Source organism: Xanthomonas sp. DAR 34887 (genome assembly GCF_041245805.1).
GTDB lineage: Bacteria > Pseudomonadota > Gammaproteobacteria > Xanthomonadales > Xanthomonadaceae > Xanthomonas_A > Xanthomonas_A tesorieronis.
Map to the genome: position 1 here is coordinate 3,703,661 of NZ_CP162490.1, position 14,047 is coordinate 3,717,707.

Sequence of the window (14,047 nt, forward strand, 5' to 3'; positions counted from 1 at the left end):
AAATGGCGCCCACACGGATGGGCGTGCGCCGCGAAGCGCTGCAAAATGGGCTTCAGTTCAGGTGGTGCGGACTGTCGGACAGCGCCGGTCGCGGCTGAAGCCGCTCCTACAGAAAGCCGACGATGCAGCGCGCTCGCGACCTGGGGTCCGAGTTCTCTTATGGCTTGCTCGCGCTCACCTTCAATTCGCCCTGCACCTCGCGCCCATCCTCCAGCACGAAGGTGATCGGCAGACTCGCGCCCTCGCGCAGCGGCTGTGCCGGCTGCATCAGCATCAGGTGCAGGCCGCCGGGCTGCAGCACGGCATCGGCGCCGGCCGCCAGCGGCAGGCGCTCGATCTCGCGCATCTTGCTGACCCCGTCCACCTGCGTGGTCTGATGCAGGCTCACATCGGCGAACGCCGGGCTGCGCGCCGCCACCACCGCCAGCGCCTGCTTGCACGGGTTGTGCAGGCGGCCGAAACCGGCGGCCATCGGCATCGCCGCGTTCGGCGGCAGCCGGACCCAGCCCGCCTGCCACTGCGGCGAACAGTCGGCGGCCTTGCCCGCGGCCGGCGCCGCGAGCGCGGCCCCCGGCGCCAATCCGGCCAAACACGCCAGCCCGATGGCCAGCCCCCGTACGCATGCGGATGGTATGAGCTTCATGGCTCTATGATAGCCGTCCCGCACCGCGCCGCCTTCGGAAGCTTTCGCATGACCTCGCTGATCCAGGTTCTCGACCACGGCCCCATCCGCCAGCTGCGCCTGGCGCGCGCGCCGGTCAACGCGCTCGACACCGCCCTGTGCGCCGAGCTGGCCGCGGCGATCGCGCAGGCGCAGGCCGACGCGATGCACGCGCTGGTGCTGTCCGGCAACGAGCGCATCTTCTCCGCCGGCATGGACGTGCCGCACCTGCTCGGGCACGGCGACGACCGCGCCAAGCTGCTCGACAGCTGGCAGCAGTTCTTCGGCGCGGCGCGCGCGCTGGCCGACAGCGCGATCCCGGTGGTGGCGGCGCTGACCGGGCACGCGCCGGCTGGCGGCTGCGTGCTGGCGCTGTGCTGCGACTACCGGGTGATGGCGCGCAGTCCCGACCCGGCGCATCCGCTCACGATCGGGCTCAACGAGACCCAGGTCGGCCTGGTCGCGCCGGAAGGCATCCAGCGCCTGCTGCGGCGCGTGGTCGGCGCGCACCGCGCCGAGCGGCTGCTGGTCGGCGGCGAACTGGTCAGCGCCGAGCGTGCGCTGGACATCGGTCTGGTCGACGAACTGGTGGACGCCGAACTGGTCGTCGCACGTGCGGTGGCGTGGCTGCAGGAACTGCTGCAGCGGCCCCGGCAGCCGATGCTGCAGACCCGCGCGATCGCCCGCGCCGACCTGCGCGCCGCGCTGGCCGACGAGCACATCCAGCTCGAGCGCTTCGTCGACGGCTGGCAGGCGCCGGACACCCAGACCGCGCTGCACGCACTGGTGGCCAAGCTGGGCAAGCGCTGAGCGGTGCCGGCACGCAGGCCGGCGTGGGTGGCCCGGTATAATCGTGGGCACTCCTCGCCCAGGCCTCGCCTCTTGTCCGCCAAGCCGCCCGCCCCCGTCGTCTCCGAACTGATCGAACTGCTGTCGCTGGAACGGCTGGAGGACAACCTGTTCCGCGGCCAGAGCCGCGACATCGGCACCAAGTACGTGTTCGGCGGACAGGTGCTGGGACAGGCGCTGTCTGCGGCGCAGGCGACGGTGGAGAACGGCCGCCGCGCGCATTCGCTGCACGCCTATTTCCTGCGCGCCGGCGACATCGACCATCCCATCGTCTACGACGTGGACCGCACCCGCGACGGCGGCAGCTTCTCGGTGCGCCGGGTCACCGCGGTCCAGCACGGCAAGGTGATCTTCTTCTGCGCGGCCTCGTTCCAGGAGCGGGAAGACGGCGCCACCCACCAATTGAAGATGCCGGAAGTGCCGCAGCCTGAAGACATCGAGCCGACCCAGGCCGCGCGTCCGGACGTGCTGGCGACGCTGCCGATCAAGGTGCAGCGCTGGCTCTCGCGCGGCGGCCCGTTCGAGTTCCGCCACGTCTACCCGCGCGACGAACTCAACCCGCCCAAGCGCCCGCCGTTCCAGCAGATGTGGCTGCGCCTGAGCGAGCCGGTCGGCGACGCGCCGGAACTGCATCAGGCGCTGCTGGCCTACGCCTCGGATTTCCACCTGCTCGGCACCGCGACCTTCCCGCATGGCATCAGCTATTACACGCCGAACGTGCAGATGGCTTCGCTCGACCACGCGCTGTGGTTCCACCGCCCGTTCCGCGCCGACGACTGGCTGCTGTACTCGCTGGACAGCCCCAGCGCGCAGGGCTCGCGCGGCCTGGCGCGTGGCCAGTTCTTCACCCGCGACGGGGTGCTGGTCGCCAGCACCGCGCAGGAAGGCCTGATCCGCGTGGTGCCCGAGGACGGCGCCGCGGCGCAGGTTCCGGCCAAGGACTGAGGCGACGACGATGCGGCAGATCTTCAGCAGTCAACGCGTGGAAACCGCCGAAGGCGTGGCCAAGCTGTTGCGCGACCAGGGCATCGAGGTGCGGCTGAGCAATGGCCGTTCCTACCGCAGCCGTCGCAGCGGCCAGTTCAGCTACATCGATCCGGTGGCGACGCAGGCGCAGCCCACGGTGTGGGTGGTGCACGCCGATGACCAGCCGCGTGCGCGCGCCTTGCTGCGCGAGTCCGGCCTGATCGACAGCACCCGCCAGGACCCGGCGCAGACGCTGCCGTACCTGAGCGAATTCCGCTCGCAGGCCGCCCCGGACACCGGCAAGCGCTGGGCGTGGCGGATCCGCGTCGCGCTGCTGCTGGCGATCGGCGCGGTGGCGCTGGTGACGGTGCTGCGCCATCGCGGCAACCAGGCCGCCGCCCCCGCTCCGGCGGTGGCGCCGGCCGCCACTCCGGCCGCGCAGAAGCCGGCACAGGACAGCGACGAAGAAGTGCGCGTGCGGGTACAGCCGGCGCAACGCGGCAACTGAGCCGTCGTCGGCGGAGGTATCCCTGCTGTTTCTTGCACGGTTGGGATGACCGCTGACGATCGGCGGCCGCGACAGCCGACGAATTCGCACCGCACGTGTGGCGGTTCGCTGGCCGCACTGCTGTCTGGATGCACTGTAGGAGGGGCTTCAGCCCCGACAGGCCGCCAAAGATCGCCGCTTCGCCACAGGGCCTGTCGCGGTTTTGAAAGCGCTCCTACAGGAGCATGGCAACCAACCGTTGCGCCGCGGGAGCGCCGCGTGGACACATGAAAAGCGCCCCTGCGCATTCGCTGCGCAGGGGCGGTTGTCGATCGGCGCCTTGTTGCGTGTTGCGGGATGGAACGATCAGTTCGCGTCGGACGCGGCCGGCATCGGCTTCGCGCCCGGCTTCTGACCCGGCTTCGGGCCGGGCTTGTGCATCCACATCGACTGCGCCGCATCGAACTCGGCGCGGCTGAGCATGCCGTCCTTGTTGGTGTCGGCCTTGGCGAACCATTCGTCGCGATGCTGTTTGGCGCGCAGTTCGAAGTCGGCGCGATCGACGAAGCCGTCCTTGTTCACGTCCATCTGGTCGAAGCGCGCGGCGAACTTCGGATCGGCCTTGGCCTCTTCGCGGCTGATGCGGCCGTCCTTGTTGGTATCCAGCTTGGCCAGCATGGCGCCATGCTCGCCGCGTCCGCCGCGCTCGCCGTGACGGCCATGGCGCGGGAACTCGTCGGGGGTCAGCTTGCCGTCGTGGTTCTTGTCCAGCGCGTCGAAGTGCTCGGCCAGGCGCGGGTTGGCCGCGGCCTCGCTGCGGTCGATGACGCCGTCGCCGTTCTTGTCCAGCTTGGCGAAGCCGCCGGCATCGGCCGGCGCGGCCGGATCCGACGGCGGCGGGTTGGCGGCATAGGCGCCGCCGGACAGCACGGCGAGCACGGCCAGGGCGAGCAGCGGGTTGCGGTAATTCATGGAAAACTCCCTGTGGGAAAGAAGACACCTGCCGGCGCGGCAAGCGCATGCGGCAGTCACCAGCGCAGCGGCGACGGACCGCCAAGCGGGCCGGCGCAGCGGCGCCTTCACTGCAATCAACGCCCCGCGGCAGGCGCGGTTGACCCGCGCCGGGGCGCATTCATGCGGCGGACAGTCGCGGCCGCTGCGATCGCGAAGCGCTATGCTCGCTGCATGGCCATCCACACCGACGCCAGCGACGACCTGCGACTGTTCCAGACCGGCCAGCACGCGTGCGGCTATTGGCCCGAGCGGCAGGCGCGCGATCTGGTGCTGGACCCGCACGACCCGCGCCTGGGCGCGCTGTATCCGCTCGCTCTGAGTTGGGGGTTCCGCCGCTCCGGCGATCTGGTCTACCGGCCGCATTGCGACCACTGCCGCGCCTGTGTGGCGGTGCGCATCCCGGTCGCCGAGTTCGTGCCCGATCGCAGCCAGCGCCGCTGCCTGGCGCGCAATGCCGATATCGACACCCGCATCGTCGCAGCCGAACGCACCGAGGAACAGCTGGCGCTGTACCAGCGCTACCTGCGCATGCGCCACCCGGGCGGCGGCATGGACGAGCATGGCGCGCACGAGTTCGACCAGTTCCTGATCGGCCGCTGGTCGCACGGGCGCTTCCTGGAAATGCGCCAGAAGACTGCGGATGGACAGCGCGGGCCGCTGCTGGGGGTGGCGGTCACCGACATCGCCGAGCAGGCGCTGTCGGCGGTCTACACCTTCTACGATCCCGACGTCGCCGCGCGCGGGCTGGGCACGCTGGCGATCCTGCAACAGATCGCATGGGCCAGACGCGAAGGCCTGAGCCATCTGTACCTGGGCTACTGGATCCGCGGCCACCAGAAGATGGACTACAAGCGCCGCTTCCGGCCATTGCAGGCCTACGACGGGCGCACCTGGCGCGCGTTCGACGAAACCGCCGGCCGCCTCGGCGACTGAGCCTGCCGCTGATCGATCGCGTTGCGCGCGGCACGTGCGCCGCCCTCGCCGAGGCACTGCAGCATCAGCCGACCCGATGCCTTCCAAGGCCGCGAAAACCGCCGGTACCGCGCCCACCACAGCGCAATGCCGGCCGCACGCCGTCATGGCGCCACGGCGCCATCGTTCGGACATGCGCCGCATGCGAACATGCGCGCATGAACCCACGCGCCCTGTTGTTTGCCATGACTCTGCTGTGCGGCGCCTGCTCGCACACCGCCTCCGCCCCGACCGCGACCACACCCGCCGCGCCCGCCGCGGCCGCGTTGCGCCTGGCCACCTTCAACACCTCGCTGAATTCGGACGAGGAGGGCGGCCTGATCGCCGCGCTGCAGGGCGACAGCGCGCAGGCGCGCAAGATCGCTGCGGTGCTGCAGCAGGTGCGTCCGGACCTGGTGCTGCTCAACGAATTCGACTACGACGACGCGCACCGCGCCGCCGACCTGTTCCAGCAGCGCTACCTGGAAGTTCCCCAGCCTCTCGGCGGCGCCGCGCTGCACTACCCGTACCGCTACCTGGCGCCGGTCAACACCGGCGTGCCCAGCGGGCTGGACCTGGACAACGACGGCAGCGTCGGCGGCAACGGCCGCGCGCGCGGCAACGACGCCTGGGGCTACGGCCTGCATCCCGGCCAGTACGGCATGCTGCTGCTGTCAAAGTATCCGATCGATGCCGCGGCGGTGCGCAGCTTCCGCCTGTTCAAGTGGAGCGCGATGCCCGGCGCGTTGCGCCCGACCGTTCCGCCCGACGGGCGCGCGTTCTACAGCGATGCGGTGTGGGCGCAACTGCGGCTATCGTCGAAATCGCACTGGGACGTGCCGGTGCGCACGCCGCTGGGCCTGGTCCACGCCTTGGTCGCGCATCCCACGCCGCCGGTGTTCGATGGCGTCGAGAAGCGCAACGCCGCGCGCAACCACGACGAACTGCGCTTGTGGCGCGAGTATCTGGACAATCGCGCCAGCGCGACATGGCTGTGCGACGACGCCGGCCGTTGCGGCGGCCTGGCCGCCGATGCGCGCTTCGTGATCCTGGGCGATCTCAACAACGACGTCGTCGACGGCGAAGGCCGCCACGACGCGATCCGCGCGCTGGTCGAGCACCCGCGCGTGCTGCACTACCCGACCCCGCACAGCGCCGGCGGCGAAGAAGCCGCGCGCGCCTACGCCGCGCAGGGCATCGCCCACCGCGGCCCGCCGCAGCAGGTCACCGGCGATTTCGGGCCGAAGGCCGGGGCGATGCGACTGGACTACGTGCTGCCGTCCAACGGCTTCCGCTACCTGGACGGCGGCGTGTTCTGGCCGGCCTCCAGCGCCCCGGCCGCGGCGATCGCCGACGGCAGCGACCATCACCTGGTGTGGGTGGATGTGGCGGAGGAGCCGGGATTGGGGAGTCGGGATTAGGGATTGGTGGTGCTGGCGGACGCCGGCGCCTGAGGGATCTGCAGGGCCGCCCCGCCCGGCCTTGATCCAGATCAAGGGCAAGACCGCGCAAACGCTATCCAATGCATCCCGCACCCCGTCGGGATGCGTCACCGGATAGCGAGCATGCGAACGCAACAGCTGCAACAGGCGCTGGAGGGACTCAACGGCGCCACCGCCGACATCGAGGCCTCGGCGCTGATTTCCCTGGATGGACTGATGATCGCCTCGGCGATGCCGCAGGGCATGGACGAGGACCGCGTCGGCGCGATGTCCGCCGCGCTGCTGGCGCTGGGCGAGCGCAGCGCGCGCGAACTGGCGCGCGGCCCGCTGGAACGGGTGCTGATCCAGGGCGAACTCGGCTACGTGATCATGAGCGCGGCCGGGCGCGAGGCGGTGCTGACCGTGCTGGCCAAGCCCAGCGCCAAGCTCGGCCTGGTGTTCCTGGACATCAAGCGCGCCGCCCAGGCGCTGCAGCAGATCCTCTAGGAGCGCCGCCATGCCGCTGCCGCCGATGGATCCGCCGCACGAACCGCACCGCAGCGCCGAGCTGCGCTATCACGACGGCAACCGCCGCGTGGTGCACTGGAGCGACCGCGAAGTGGCCTACCCGGACGGGCGCCTGATCGTGTCGCGCACCGACCTGGACGGCATCATCACCCACGCCAACGATGCCTTCGTCGAACTCAGCGGCTGGCCGCGGGCGACATTGATCGGCGCGCCGCACTGCATCCTGCGCCACCCGGACATGCCCAGGCGCGCCTTCGCCGATCTGTGGAACACGGTGCTGGGCGGCGATAAGTGGCACGGCTACGTCAAGAACCTGCGCCGCGACGGCGCCTGCTACTGGGTCTACGCCACCGCGCTGCCGAACGTGCGCGACGGCCGGGTGGTCGGCTTCACCTCTGTGCGGCGCAAGCCGTCGCGGCGGCGCATCGACGCGCTGCAACCGCTGTACGCGCAATGGCTGCAGGACGAACGCGCGGAGAACCCGGCATGAGCCTCGATTTCCTGGTCGCGCCGGATTTCGCGCCGGAGAACTTCGGCGGCTGGTACCTGCTCAGCACCGTGCTGCAGCGCCGTGCCGGCATCGGCCTGCACCTGCTGATGCCGGCCGATGCCGCCGAACAGAAGCAGTTGCTCGACCGCAGCGTGGTCGATCTGGTGTACGCCAGTCCGTTCGATGCCAGCGCCTTGATCCGCACCCGCGGCTACCTGCCGGTCGCACGCCCGCGCGGGCATGCCGACGAAGTGGTGATCGCCGCCGCCGCGGACGCGCCGGCGCGCTGCGTCGAAGACCTGTCCTACGGCTGCCGCATCGCGCTGACCGACAACCACGACGTGCGCCTGATCGCGCTGCGCCTGCTGGAGCCGGCCGACCTCGATCCCGACCGCATCGCCTGGCGCCAGGCCAGCAGCTATGCCGCGGTGGCGCGACTGCTGCTGGAAGGCGAAGCCGATGCCGGCCTGTTCCTGGCCGACGCCTATCACCGCCTGTCGCGGCTGACCCGCGAGCGGTTGCGGCCGCTGGTGCAGAGCGCACTGTGCGACATCGGCCATGTGCTGCTGGCGCATCCGCGCATCGCCGCGCAATTGCCCGCGCTGCAGGCGCAACTGCTGGCGCTGGGCGACGCGGCGCACCGCGAGGACCAGGGCGTGCTCGACGCCCTCGGCCTGGAGCAGGGCTTCGAGGCGATGGCGATGGAAGACGCGGAATTCATGATCGACCTGATCGACACCTTGCTGGACTGAGCGCCATGGCCAACTGCCCCGTTCCAGACCCGGCCCGCCTGGTGATGCGCACCCATGCGCGCGCGCTGCTGCGCGATCCGCACGACGCCTGCGCGCACCTGGCGCGGCTGCATGCGGCGCTGCAACTGGCCGACGACGAACCGGTGCAAGGCGTGCTCGCCGACCTGTTCGTCGGCCTGCCGCGGCACGACACCGCGCTGCGCCACGCCGCGCTGCAGATGGCCGAGCAGCGCTTGCCGCCGCACGTCGCCGCGGCGTTCCTGCGCCACAGCCAGGGTCATGCGCTGCTGCCGATCACCGCGCTGGCCACGCGCTGGAGCGTGCTGGCGCGGCCATCGGCCGACGTGCCGGCGCGCATGCGCCGGGCCAATCCGGATCATTCGCGGCGGCTGGCCCGCGAAGTGGTGGAAGCGCTGTGCGAAGGCGAGCCGCTGGCCGCCGCGCGCAGCGAGCGCGAATTCCTAGACTACTGCGTCAGCTGCCAGGACAAGCTCGCCTTCATGCTCGCCAGCCGCGACCTGCGCCGCCACGCGCTGGCGCTGGACGACCGCTGGGACCGCGCCGCGCGCTGGTTGCAGCAACGCGACCTGCTCGGCGGCCGCAGCGTTTCCGCCGCACTCCCTCTTCCGACCGCAAGCCACTGGCCATGAACGATCACGATCCCACCTGGCTGATGCCGACGCCGCACGGCGTGCTGCACGCTTTCGCCAGTGCCGCGCCGGACCGCATGCAGCGCGCCTTGCAACTGCTGCTCAGCGCGCATGGCGCGCTGTCGCTGCAGGAATGGCGCATGCGCGTGGACGGCGACGTGCAGCGGCTGCTGCACGAGGCGCGCGAGCGGCAGTGGATCCAGCTATTGCGGCGCCCGGTGCCCGGCCCGGAAATCCGTCTGGACGATTTCGCCCAGCACGTGATCGCGCCGCTGTCGGCCGAACGCCGCGCGGTGCTCGCCTCCGACAGCGGCTTCCGCCTGGGCCATGCCGGGCTGAGCCAGGACGAGGCCGACACGCTGAGCGTAGCCGCGGCCGATTTCTCCGGCTTCGCGCAACGGCAGAGCGCACGCGGCTGGAACGGGGCGCAGGGCTATGTGTCGTTCTACAGCGAGCCGCAGCTGTTGCTGCCGGACTGGTCGTTCGTCCCGTTCTGGGTGGACGGCAGCGGCTACTGGCTGATCCTCGGCGGCGAAGCGCTGCTCAACAACCTGGCGATGGTGGAACTGGTGTGGAGCATCCGCCTGGCGGCGGCGCGGTTCGCGCCGCCGGTGTGAGGGGCCGGGATTGGGGAGTCGGAAAAGCGCTGCCTCAGGCCTTCAGTTCGATGGTCAATGCGGCGGCGGCGTCGCGGGCGGTCTGGCGCGCTTCGTCGATGCTGGCGCCGCGCGCCAGGGTCACGCCGACGCGGCGGTGGCCGTGCACGCTGGGCTTGCCGAACAGGCGCAGCGCGGTGTCCGGAGCCTGCAGCGCGGCGGCGACGTTGCCGAACATCGGCACGCCCTCGCCGTGCGCCAGCAGTGCGCACGAGGCCGACGGGCCGCTCTGGCGGATGACCGGGATCGGCAGGCCCAGGATCGCGCGCGCATGCAGCGCGAACTCGCTCAGTTCCTGCGAGACCAGGGTGACCAGGCCGGTGTCGTGCGGGCGCGGCGAGACTTCGCTGAACCAGACCTCGTCGCCCTTGACGAACAATTCCACGCCGAACAGGCCCCAGCCGCCGAGGTCGTCGGTGACCGCGCGCGCGATTTCCTGCGCCCGCTGCAGCGCCAGCGCCGACATTGGTTGCGGCTGCCAGCTCTCGCGGTAGTCGCCGTCCTTCTGCCAGTGCCCGATCGGATCGCAGAACGACGTGCCGGCGGCGTGGCGCACGGTCAGCAGGGTGATCTCGTAGTCGAAGTCGATGAAGCCCTCGACGATGCAGCGGCCGGCGCCGGCGCGGCCGCCGGTCTGCGCGTACTCCCAGGCCGCGTCGATTTCCGCTTCGCTGCGCAGCGTGCTCTGGCCCTTGCCCGAGGACGACATCACTGGCTTGACCACGCACGGCAGGCCGACCGCGGCGATCGCGGCGCGGTACTCCTCGGGCGTATCCACGAAGCGGTACGGCGAGGTCGGCAGGCCCAGCGTCTCGGCGGCCAGGCGGCGGATGCCCTCGCGGTCCATGGTCAGCCGCGCCGCGCGTGCGGTCGGGATCACCCGCTGGCCGTGCTCGCGCTCCAGCGCCACCAGCGTTTCGGTGTGGATCGCCTCGATCTCCGGCACGATCAGGTGCGGCTGTTCGCGCGCGATCAGTTCGCGCAGCGCCATCGCATCGAGCATGTCCAGCACGTGCGAGCGGTGCGCCACCTGCATCGCCGGCGCGTCGGCATAGCGATCGGCGGCAATCACCTCCACGCCGAAGCGCTGCAGCTCGATCGCCACTTCCTTGCCCAGTTCGCCCGAGCCCAGCAGCAGCACGCGGGTGGCGGAAGCGGACAGCGGGGTTCCCAGGGTGGTCATGGCGGCGGTGCCTGCGCGAAGGAGAGAGAACGCCATTCTACCGGCCGCGCGCCACCGCCGATGCCGCCGGCGCCCCGCTGGCAAGCGCATGACGGGACGCCATCGCTGATCTGCCGCGGCGCCACGGTCGCATCCAGCGCAAAGGTCGGCGAGAACTGCATGGTCGGCGCCGGGGCGATGGTCGGCGCGCACTGCGACATCGGCTACAACGCCTGGATCGGAACGGCGGCCGTGCTGGAGCACGGTGCGAAGATCGGCGCATCGGCATGGGTCGACGCCGGGGTGTTCGTCGGTGCGCAAGCCGTCATCGGCAGCCACGCGACGCTGGGACGGCGGGTGGATATCGCCGCAGGCGTGCGCGTCGGCAAGCGTTGCACCGTCGACGTCCCCGGTTGCTACCGCAGCGATATCGCCGTCGGCACCCATCATCTGGCCACGCTGCGCACGCCCGTGGTCATCGTCGGCGACTGAGTGGGCGCTTGCAGCGACGGGATTCGGGAATCGGGATTGGGGATTCGCAAAAGCGCCGAATCGTGCCGGGGTAGCAGTGCGCGCGGCTGATGCATGCACACCGGCCGACGCCGGCCAAGCCGGCATCCCGGCCGTGGCCGTAGCCGCCGCATGCCTCTCCAAGCCTCGCGACGTCGCCCCTCCGATCCTCGGCAGGTGCCGCGCGCAGCCGCAGGAATGGAGAGTGGCGATTCACCAGGCTCCCCCTGGACCAGCCGGCCCCATGGACCCGCTTCCACGATTCCCCATTCCCGATTCCCCATTCCCAGCCCCTTGCAAACCGATATCAAAGTGATATCTTTCCGCCACACACCTGGGGAGACCGCCATGAAAGAACGCACGCTTCGCTCGCTGCCCGGCATTCCGCTCCTGCTCGGCGTCCTGGCGCTGGCCGGACTGGCGCTGTGGCTGTTCGTGATGGGGATCATCAAGGACCCGGTCAACGGCGGGCCGAGCTCGCTGCCGCTGGTGCTGCTGTCGCTGCTGCTGGGCGCCATCGCGCTGTTCAGCCTGTGCGGCCTGTACACGGTGCAGCCGAACCAGGCCGCGGTGCTGAGCCTGTTCGGCAAGTACGTGGGCACGGTCAAGGACAACGGCCTGCGCTGGAACAACCCCTTCTATTCCAAGAAGAAGGTCAGCCAGCGCGTGCGCAACTTCGAGAGCGGCCGGCTCAAGGTCAACGAACTGGACGGCAGCCCGATCGAGATCGCCGCGGTGATCGTATGGCAGGTGATCGATGCGTCCGAGGCGGTGTACAACGTCGACGACTACGAGAGCTTCGTGCACATCCAATCCGAATCGGCGCTGCGCGCGATGGCCACCAGCTATCCCTACGACCAGCACGAGGACGGCCAGATCTCCCTGCGCAGCCACCCCGTGGAGATCAGCGAGCAGCTCAAGCGCCACCTCGACGAGCGCCTGACCCAGGCCGGCGTGGACGTGATCGAGGCGCGCATCAGCCACCTCGCCTACGCCCCGGAAATCGCCCAGGCGATGCTGCAGCGGCAGCAGGCCAACGCTGTCATCGCCGCACGCACGCGCATCGTCGCCGGTGCGGTGGGCATGGTCGAAATGGCGCTGGCCGAACTGGAGAAGAACGGCACCGTGCAGCTGGACGAGGAGCGCAAGGCGCACATGGTCAGCAACCTGCTGACTGTGCTGTGTTCGGACCGCGGCGCGCAACCCATCGTCAACGCCGGTTCGCTGTACTGATGCGCGAGCCCTGCCACTGCCGTGCGGCAGCCGCCGCACGGATGCAACCGAGCCGCCGCGCATGAGCGAGAAGAAGGCCTATCCGCTGCGCATCAACGCCGACGTGCTGGCGGCGGTGCAGCGCTGGGCCGACGACGAGCTGCGCAGCCTCAACGCGCAGATCGAATACGTGTTGCGCGACGCGCTGCGCAAGGCCGGCCGGCTGCCCAAGCCCGGCGACGACAAGGCACCCGAATCATGAGCAAACGCTGGGAATACCTCACCGTCGAAGCCAAGACCAATCTGATGCTGGGTCTGAAGCTGGAGGAACTGCAGGCCGATTTGAACAAGCACGGCAAGCTTGGCTGGGAACTGGTCAACGTGCTCACCCTGCCGGGCACCAAGCCGCTGCTGATGTTCAAGCGGGAGCTCTGACATGCGCCGGCGCCGCGTTCCCGCCTACGCCCTGGTGGCGCTGCTGGCCCCGCTCGCGGCATCGGCAGCGGCGCCGCAACAGACTGCCGGCGCGCTGTTGGATCGCCTGCAGGCCGGCGACCTCACCGCCGTCGAAGCCCGATTCACCCCGGCGATAGCGCAAGCGGTCCCGCCGGAAAAGCTTGCCGAGGCCTGGCGCAGGCTGTCCGCGCAACTGGGCGCGCTGCAGCAGCGCGGCCCGGCCAGCGAACGCCAGCAGCAAGGGCTCACCGTGATCGAGCAGCGCCTGCAGTTCGAGCGCGGCGCGTTGCTGGCGCATGTCTCGATCGACGCGGACGGCAAGATCGCCGGCCTGCTGTTCACCCCCGCGGCGCCACCGGCCGCGCCGCCGCCCGCGGCCGATGCCGGCTTCACCGAACAGGCGTTCGCGGTCGGTCCGTTGCCGGGCACGCTGGCGCTGCCCGCGGGCAAGGGACCATTCCCGGCGGTGGTGCTGGTGCACGGCTCCGGCCCGCAGGACCGCGACGAGACGATCGGCCCGAACCGGCCGTTCCTCGACGTCGCACGCGGACTCGCCGCGCAGGGCATCGCGGTCCTGCGCTGCGACAAGCGCACTTTCGCCATGCCGGAGCGCTTCGCCGGACGCATGGAGCAAGACTTCACCATGGACGACGAAACCACCGACGACGCGGTTGCCGCGATCGCGGCGCTGGCGCGCACGCCTGGCATCGATCCCAGGCGCATCTTCGTGATGGGCCACAGCCAGGGCGGCATGCTCGCCGCGCGCATCGCGCGCATGTCCGGCAAGACCGCCGGCATCGTTCTGTGGGCGGCGCCGGCGCGTTCGCTGCTGGATCTGTTGATCGACCAGAACCGCTACCTGCTGCAGCTGCAGGTCACGCCGTCGGCGCAGGACCAGGCGCGCCTGGCCGAGATCGAACGGCGCGTGGCCAAGGTCCGTGGCGACGGCGCGGTGGCGCGGACCGATTCGCCGCTGGACTTGCCGGCCGACTACTGGCGGGCGTTCGACAAGGTGGATCCGGTGGCCGACGTCCTGGCCCTGCGGCAGCCGGTGCTGTGGCTGCAGGGCGAACGCGACTTCCAGGTCACTGCGCCGGACTGGCAGCGTTGGCAGCAGGCGCTGGGCGGGGACGCGCGCGCGACCCTGCACCGCTATGCGCAGCTCAACCACCTCGGCATCGCCGGCAGCGGCGCGCCCGGGCCGGCCGAGTACGCGCAACCTGGCCACGTCGATCCGCAGCGGATCGCCGATACCGCGCAGTGGATCCGCGCACAACGATGA

Annotated in this window: 18 protein-coding genes; 15 read left to right on the forward strand and 3 right to left on the reverse strand. The window is 70.6% G+C overall.

The window, feature by feature from the left end; genetic code table 11:
- Nucleotides 1-157: 157 nt before the first annotated feature.
- Entirely contained in the window at nt 158-643 is a 486-nt protein-coding gene (locus AB3X08_RS15525) for a copper chaperone PCu(A)C (RefSeq protein ID WP_369938550.1), read from the reverse strand.
- Nucleotides 644-691: 48 nt separating this feature from the next.
- Here AB3X08_RS15525 and AB3X08_RS15530 point away from each other — a divergent pair, with 48 nt between their 5' ends.
- The 3 genes from AB3X08_RS15530 to AB3X08_RS15540 all read left to right on the forward strand — a co-directional run bounded on the left by AB3X08_RS15530 (nt 692) and on the right by AB3X08_RS15540 (nt 2,984).
- Nucleotides 692-1,471 (forward strand): enoyl-CoA hydratase/isomerase family protein, encoded by a 780-nt coding sequence (locus AB3X08_RS15530; RefSeq protein ID WP_369933694.1) that lies wholly within the window; start codon nt 692-694, stop codon nt 1,469-1,471.
- 72 nt (nt 1,472-1,543) lie between these two features.
- Entirely contained in the window at nt 1,544-2,455 is a 912-nt protein-coding gene (tesB, locus tag AB3X08_RS15535) for an acyl-CoA thioesterase II (RefSeq protein WP_369933696.1), read from the forward strand.
- A 10-nt stretch (nt 2,456-2,465) separates the two neighbouring features.
- Nucleotides 2,466-2,984 (forward strand): putative signal transducing protein, encoded by a 519-nt coding sequence (locus tag AB3X08_RS15540; protein ID WP_369933697.1) that lies wholly within the window; start codon nt 2,466-2,468, stop codon nt 2,982-2,984.
- Between the two features lie 345 nt (nt 2,985-3,329).
- On the opposite strand, the gene AB3X08_RS15545 is transcribed toward AB3X08_RS15540, so the two are convergent.
- The gene (locus AB3X08_RS15545; RefSeq protein WP_369933699.1) at nt 3,330-3,935 is read right to left on the reverse strand and encodes an EF-hand domain-containing protein; all 606 of its coding nucleotides are present in this window, start codon (nt 3,933-3,935) and stop codon (nt 3,330-3,332) included.
- 213 nt (nt 3,936-4,148) lie between these two features.
- Here AB3X08_RS15545 and AB3X08_RS15550 point away from each other — a divergent pair, with 213 nt between their 5' ends.
- From AB3X08_RS15550 to AB3X08_RS15580, 7 genes are all read left to right on the forward strand, one after another.
- Complete coding sequence (locus tag AB3X08_RS15550; protein ID WP_369933701.1) at nt 4,149-4,910, forward strand: arginyltransferase; 762 nt, start codon at nt 4,149-4,151, stop codon at nt 4,908-4,910.
- Nucleotides 4,911-5,107: 197 nt separating this feature from the next.
- Nucleotides 5,108-6,349, forward strand: coding sequence for an endonuclease/exonuclease/phosphatase family protein (locus AB3X08_RS15555; protein ID WP_369933703.1), 1,242 nt, complete (start codon nt 5,108-5,110; stop codon nt 6,347-6,349).
- A gap of 123 nt (nt 6,350-6,472) precedes the next feature.
- Entirely contained in the window at nt 6,473-6,856 is a 384-nt protein-coding gene (locus AB3X08_RS15560) for a roadblock/LC7 domain-containing protein (RefSeq protein WP_206229898.1), read from the forward strand.
- Between the two features lie 10 nt (nt 6,857-6,866).
- Complete coding sequence (locus tag AB3X08_RS15565; protein WP_369933705.1) at nt 6,867-7,367, forward strand: PAS domain-containing protein; 501 nt, start codon at nt 6,867-6,869, stop codon at nt 7,365-7,367.
- Complete coding sequence (locus tag AB3X08_RS15570; protein WP_369933706.1) at nt 7,364-8,119, forward strand: PhnD/SsuA/transferrin family substrate-binding protein; 756 nt, start codon at nt 7,364-7,366, stop codon at nt 8,117-8,119. The genes AB3X08_RS15565 and AB3X08_RS15570 overlap by 4 nt, the downstream gene beginning before the upstream one ends.
- 5 nt (nt 8,120-8,124) lie before the next feature.
- Entirely contained in the window at nt 8,125-8,769 is a 645-nt protein-coding gene (locus tag AB3X08_RS15575; RefSeq protein ID WP_369933708.1) for a hypothetical protein, read from the forward strand.
- Nucleotides 8,766-9,386 (forward strand): hypothetical protein, encoded by a 621-nt coding sequence (locus tag AB3X08_RS15580; RefSeq protein WP_369933709.1) that lies wholly within the window; start codon nt 8,766-8,768, stop codon nt 9,384-9,386. Before AB3X08_RS15575 ends, AB3X08_RS15580 begins: the two co-directional genes overlap by 4 nt.
- A gap of 34 nt (nt 9,387-9,420) precedes the next feature.
- Here AB3X08_RS15580 and purT read toward each other — a convergent pair whose 3' ends face one another.
- Nucleotides 9,421-10,608 carry a formate-dependent phosphoribosylglycinamide formyltransferase gene (purT, locus tag AB3X08_RS15585; RefSeq protein WP_369933711.1) on the reverse strand — a complete coding sequence of 396 codons (1,188 nt, stop codon included), beginning with the start codon at nt 10,606-10,608 and terminating at the stop codon, nt 9,421-9,423.
- Nucleotides 10,609-10,668: 60 nt separating this feature from the next.
- Between purT and AB3X08_RS15590 the strand changes: the two genes are divergently transcribed.
- The 5 genes from AB3X08_RS15590 (at nt 10,669) to AB3X08_RS15610 (ending at nt 14,047) form a co-directional block, all read left to right on the forward strand.
- Nucleotides 10,669-11,079 (forward strand): DapH/DapD/GlmU-related protein, encoded by a 411-nt coding sequence (locus AB3X08_RS15590; protein ID WP_369933713.1) that lies wholly within the window; start codon nt 10,669-10,671, stop codon nt 11,077-11,079.
- Between the two features lie 366 nt (nt 11,080-11,445).
- Complete coding sequence (locus AB3X08_RS15595) at nt 11,446-12,330, forward strand: SPFH domain-containing protein (RefSeq protein WP_369933715.1); 885 nt, start codon at nt 11,446-11,448, stop codon at nt 12,328-12,330.
- Between the two features lie 61 nt (nt 12,331-12,391).
- On the forward strand, nt 12,392-12,571 hold the full coding sequence (locus AB3X08_RS15600; RefSeq protein WP_263397615.1) for an Arc family DNA binding domain-containing protein: 180 nt from the start codon (nt 12,392-12,394) through the stop codon (nt 12,569-12,571).
- On the forward strand, nt 12,568-12,744 hold the full coding sequence (locus AB3X08_RS15605) for a DUF4177 domain-containing protein (RefSeq protein WP_369933717.1): 177 nt from the start codon (nt 12,568-12,570) through the stop codon (nt 12,742-12,744). Before AB3X08_RS15600 ends, AB3X08_RS15605 begins: the two co-directional genes overlap by 4 nt.
- A gap of 1 nt (nt 12,745) precedes the next feature.
- Nucleotides 12,746-14,047 carry an alpha/beta fold hydrolase gene (locus AB3X08_RS15610; RefSeq protein ID WP_369933719.1) on the forward strand — a complete coding sequence of 434 codons (1,302 nt, stop codon included), beginning with the start codon at nt 12,746-12,748 and terminating at the stop codon, nt 14,045-14,047.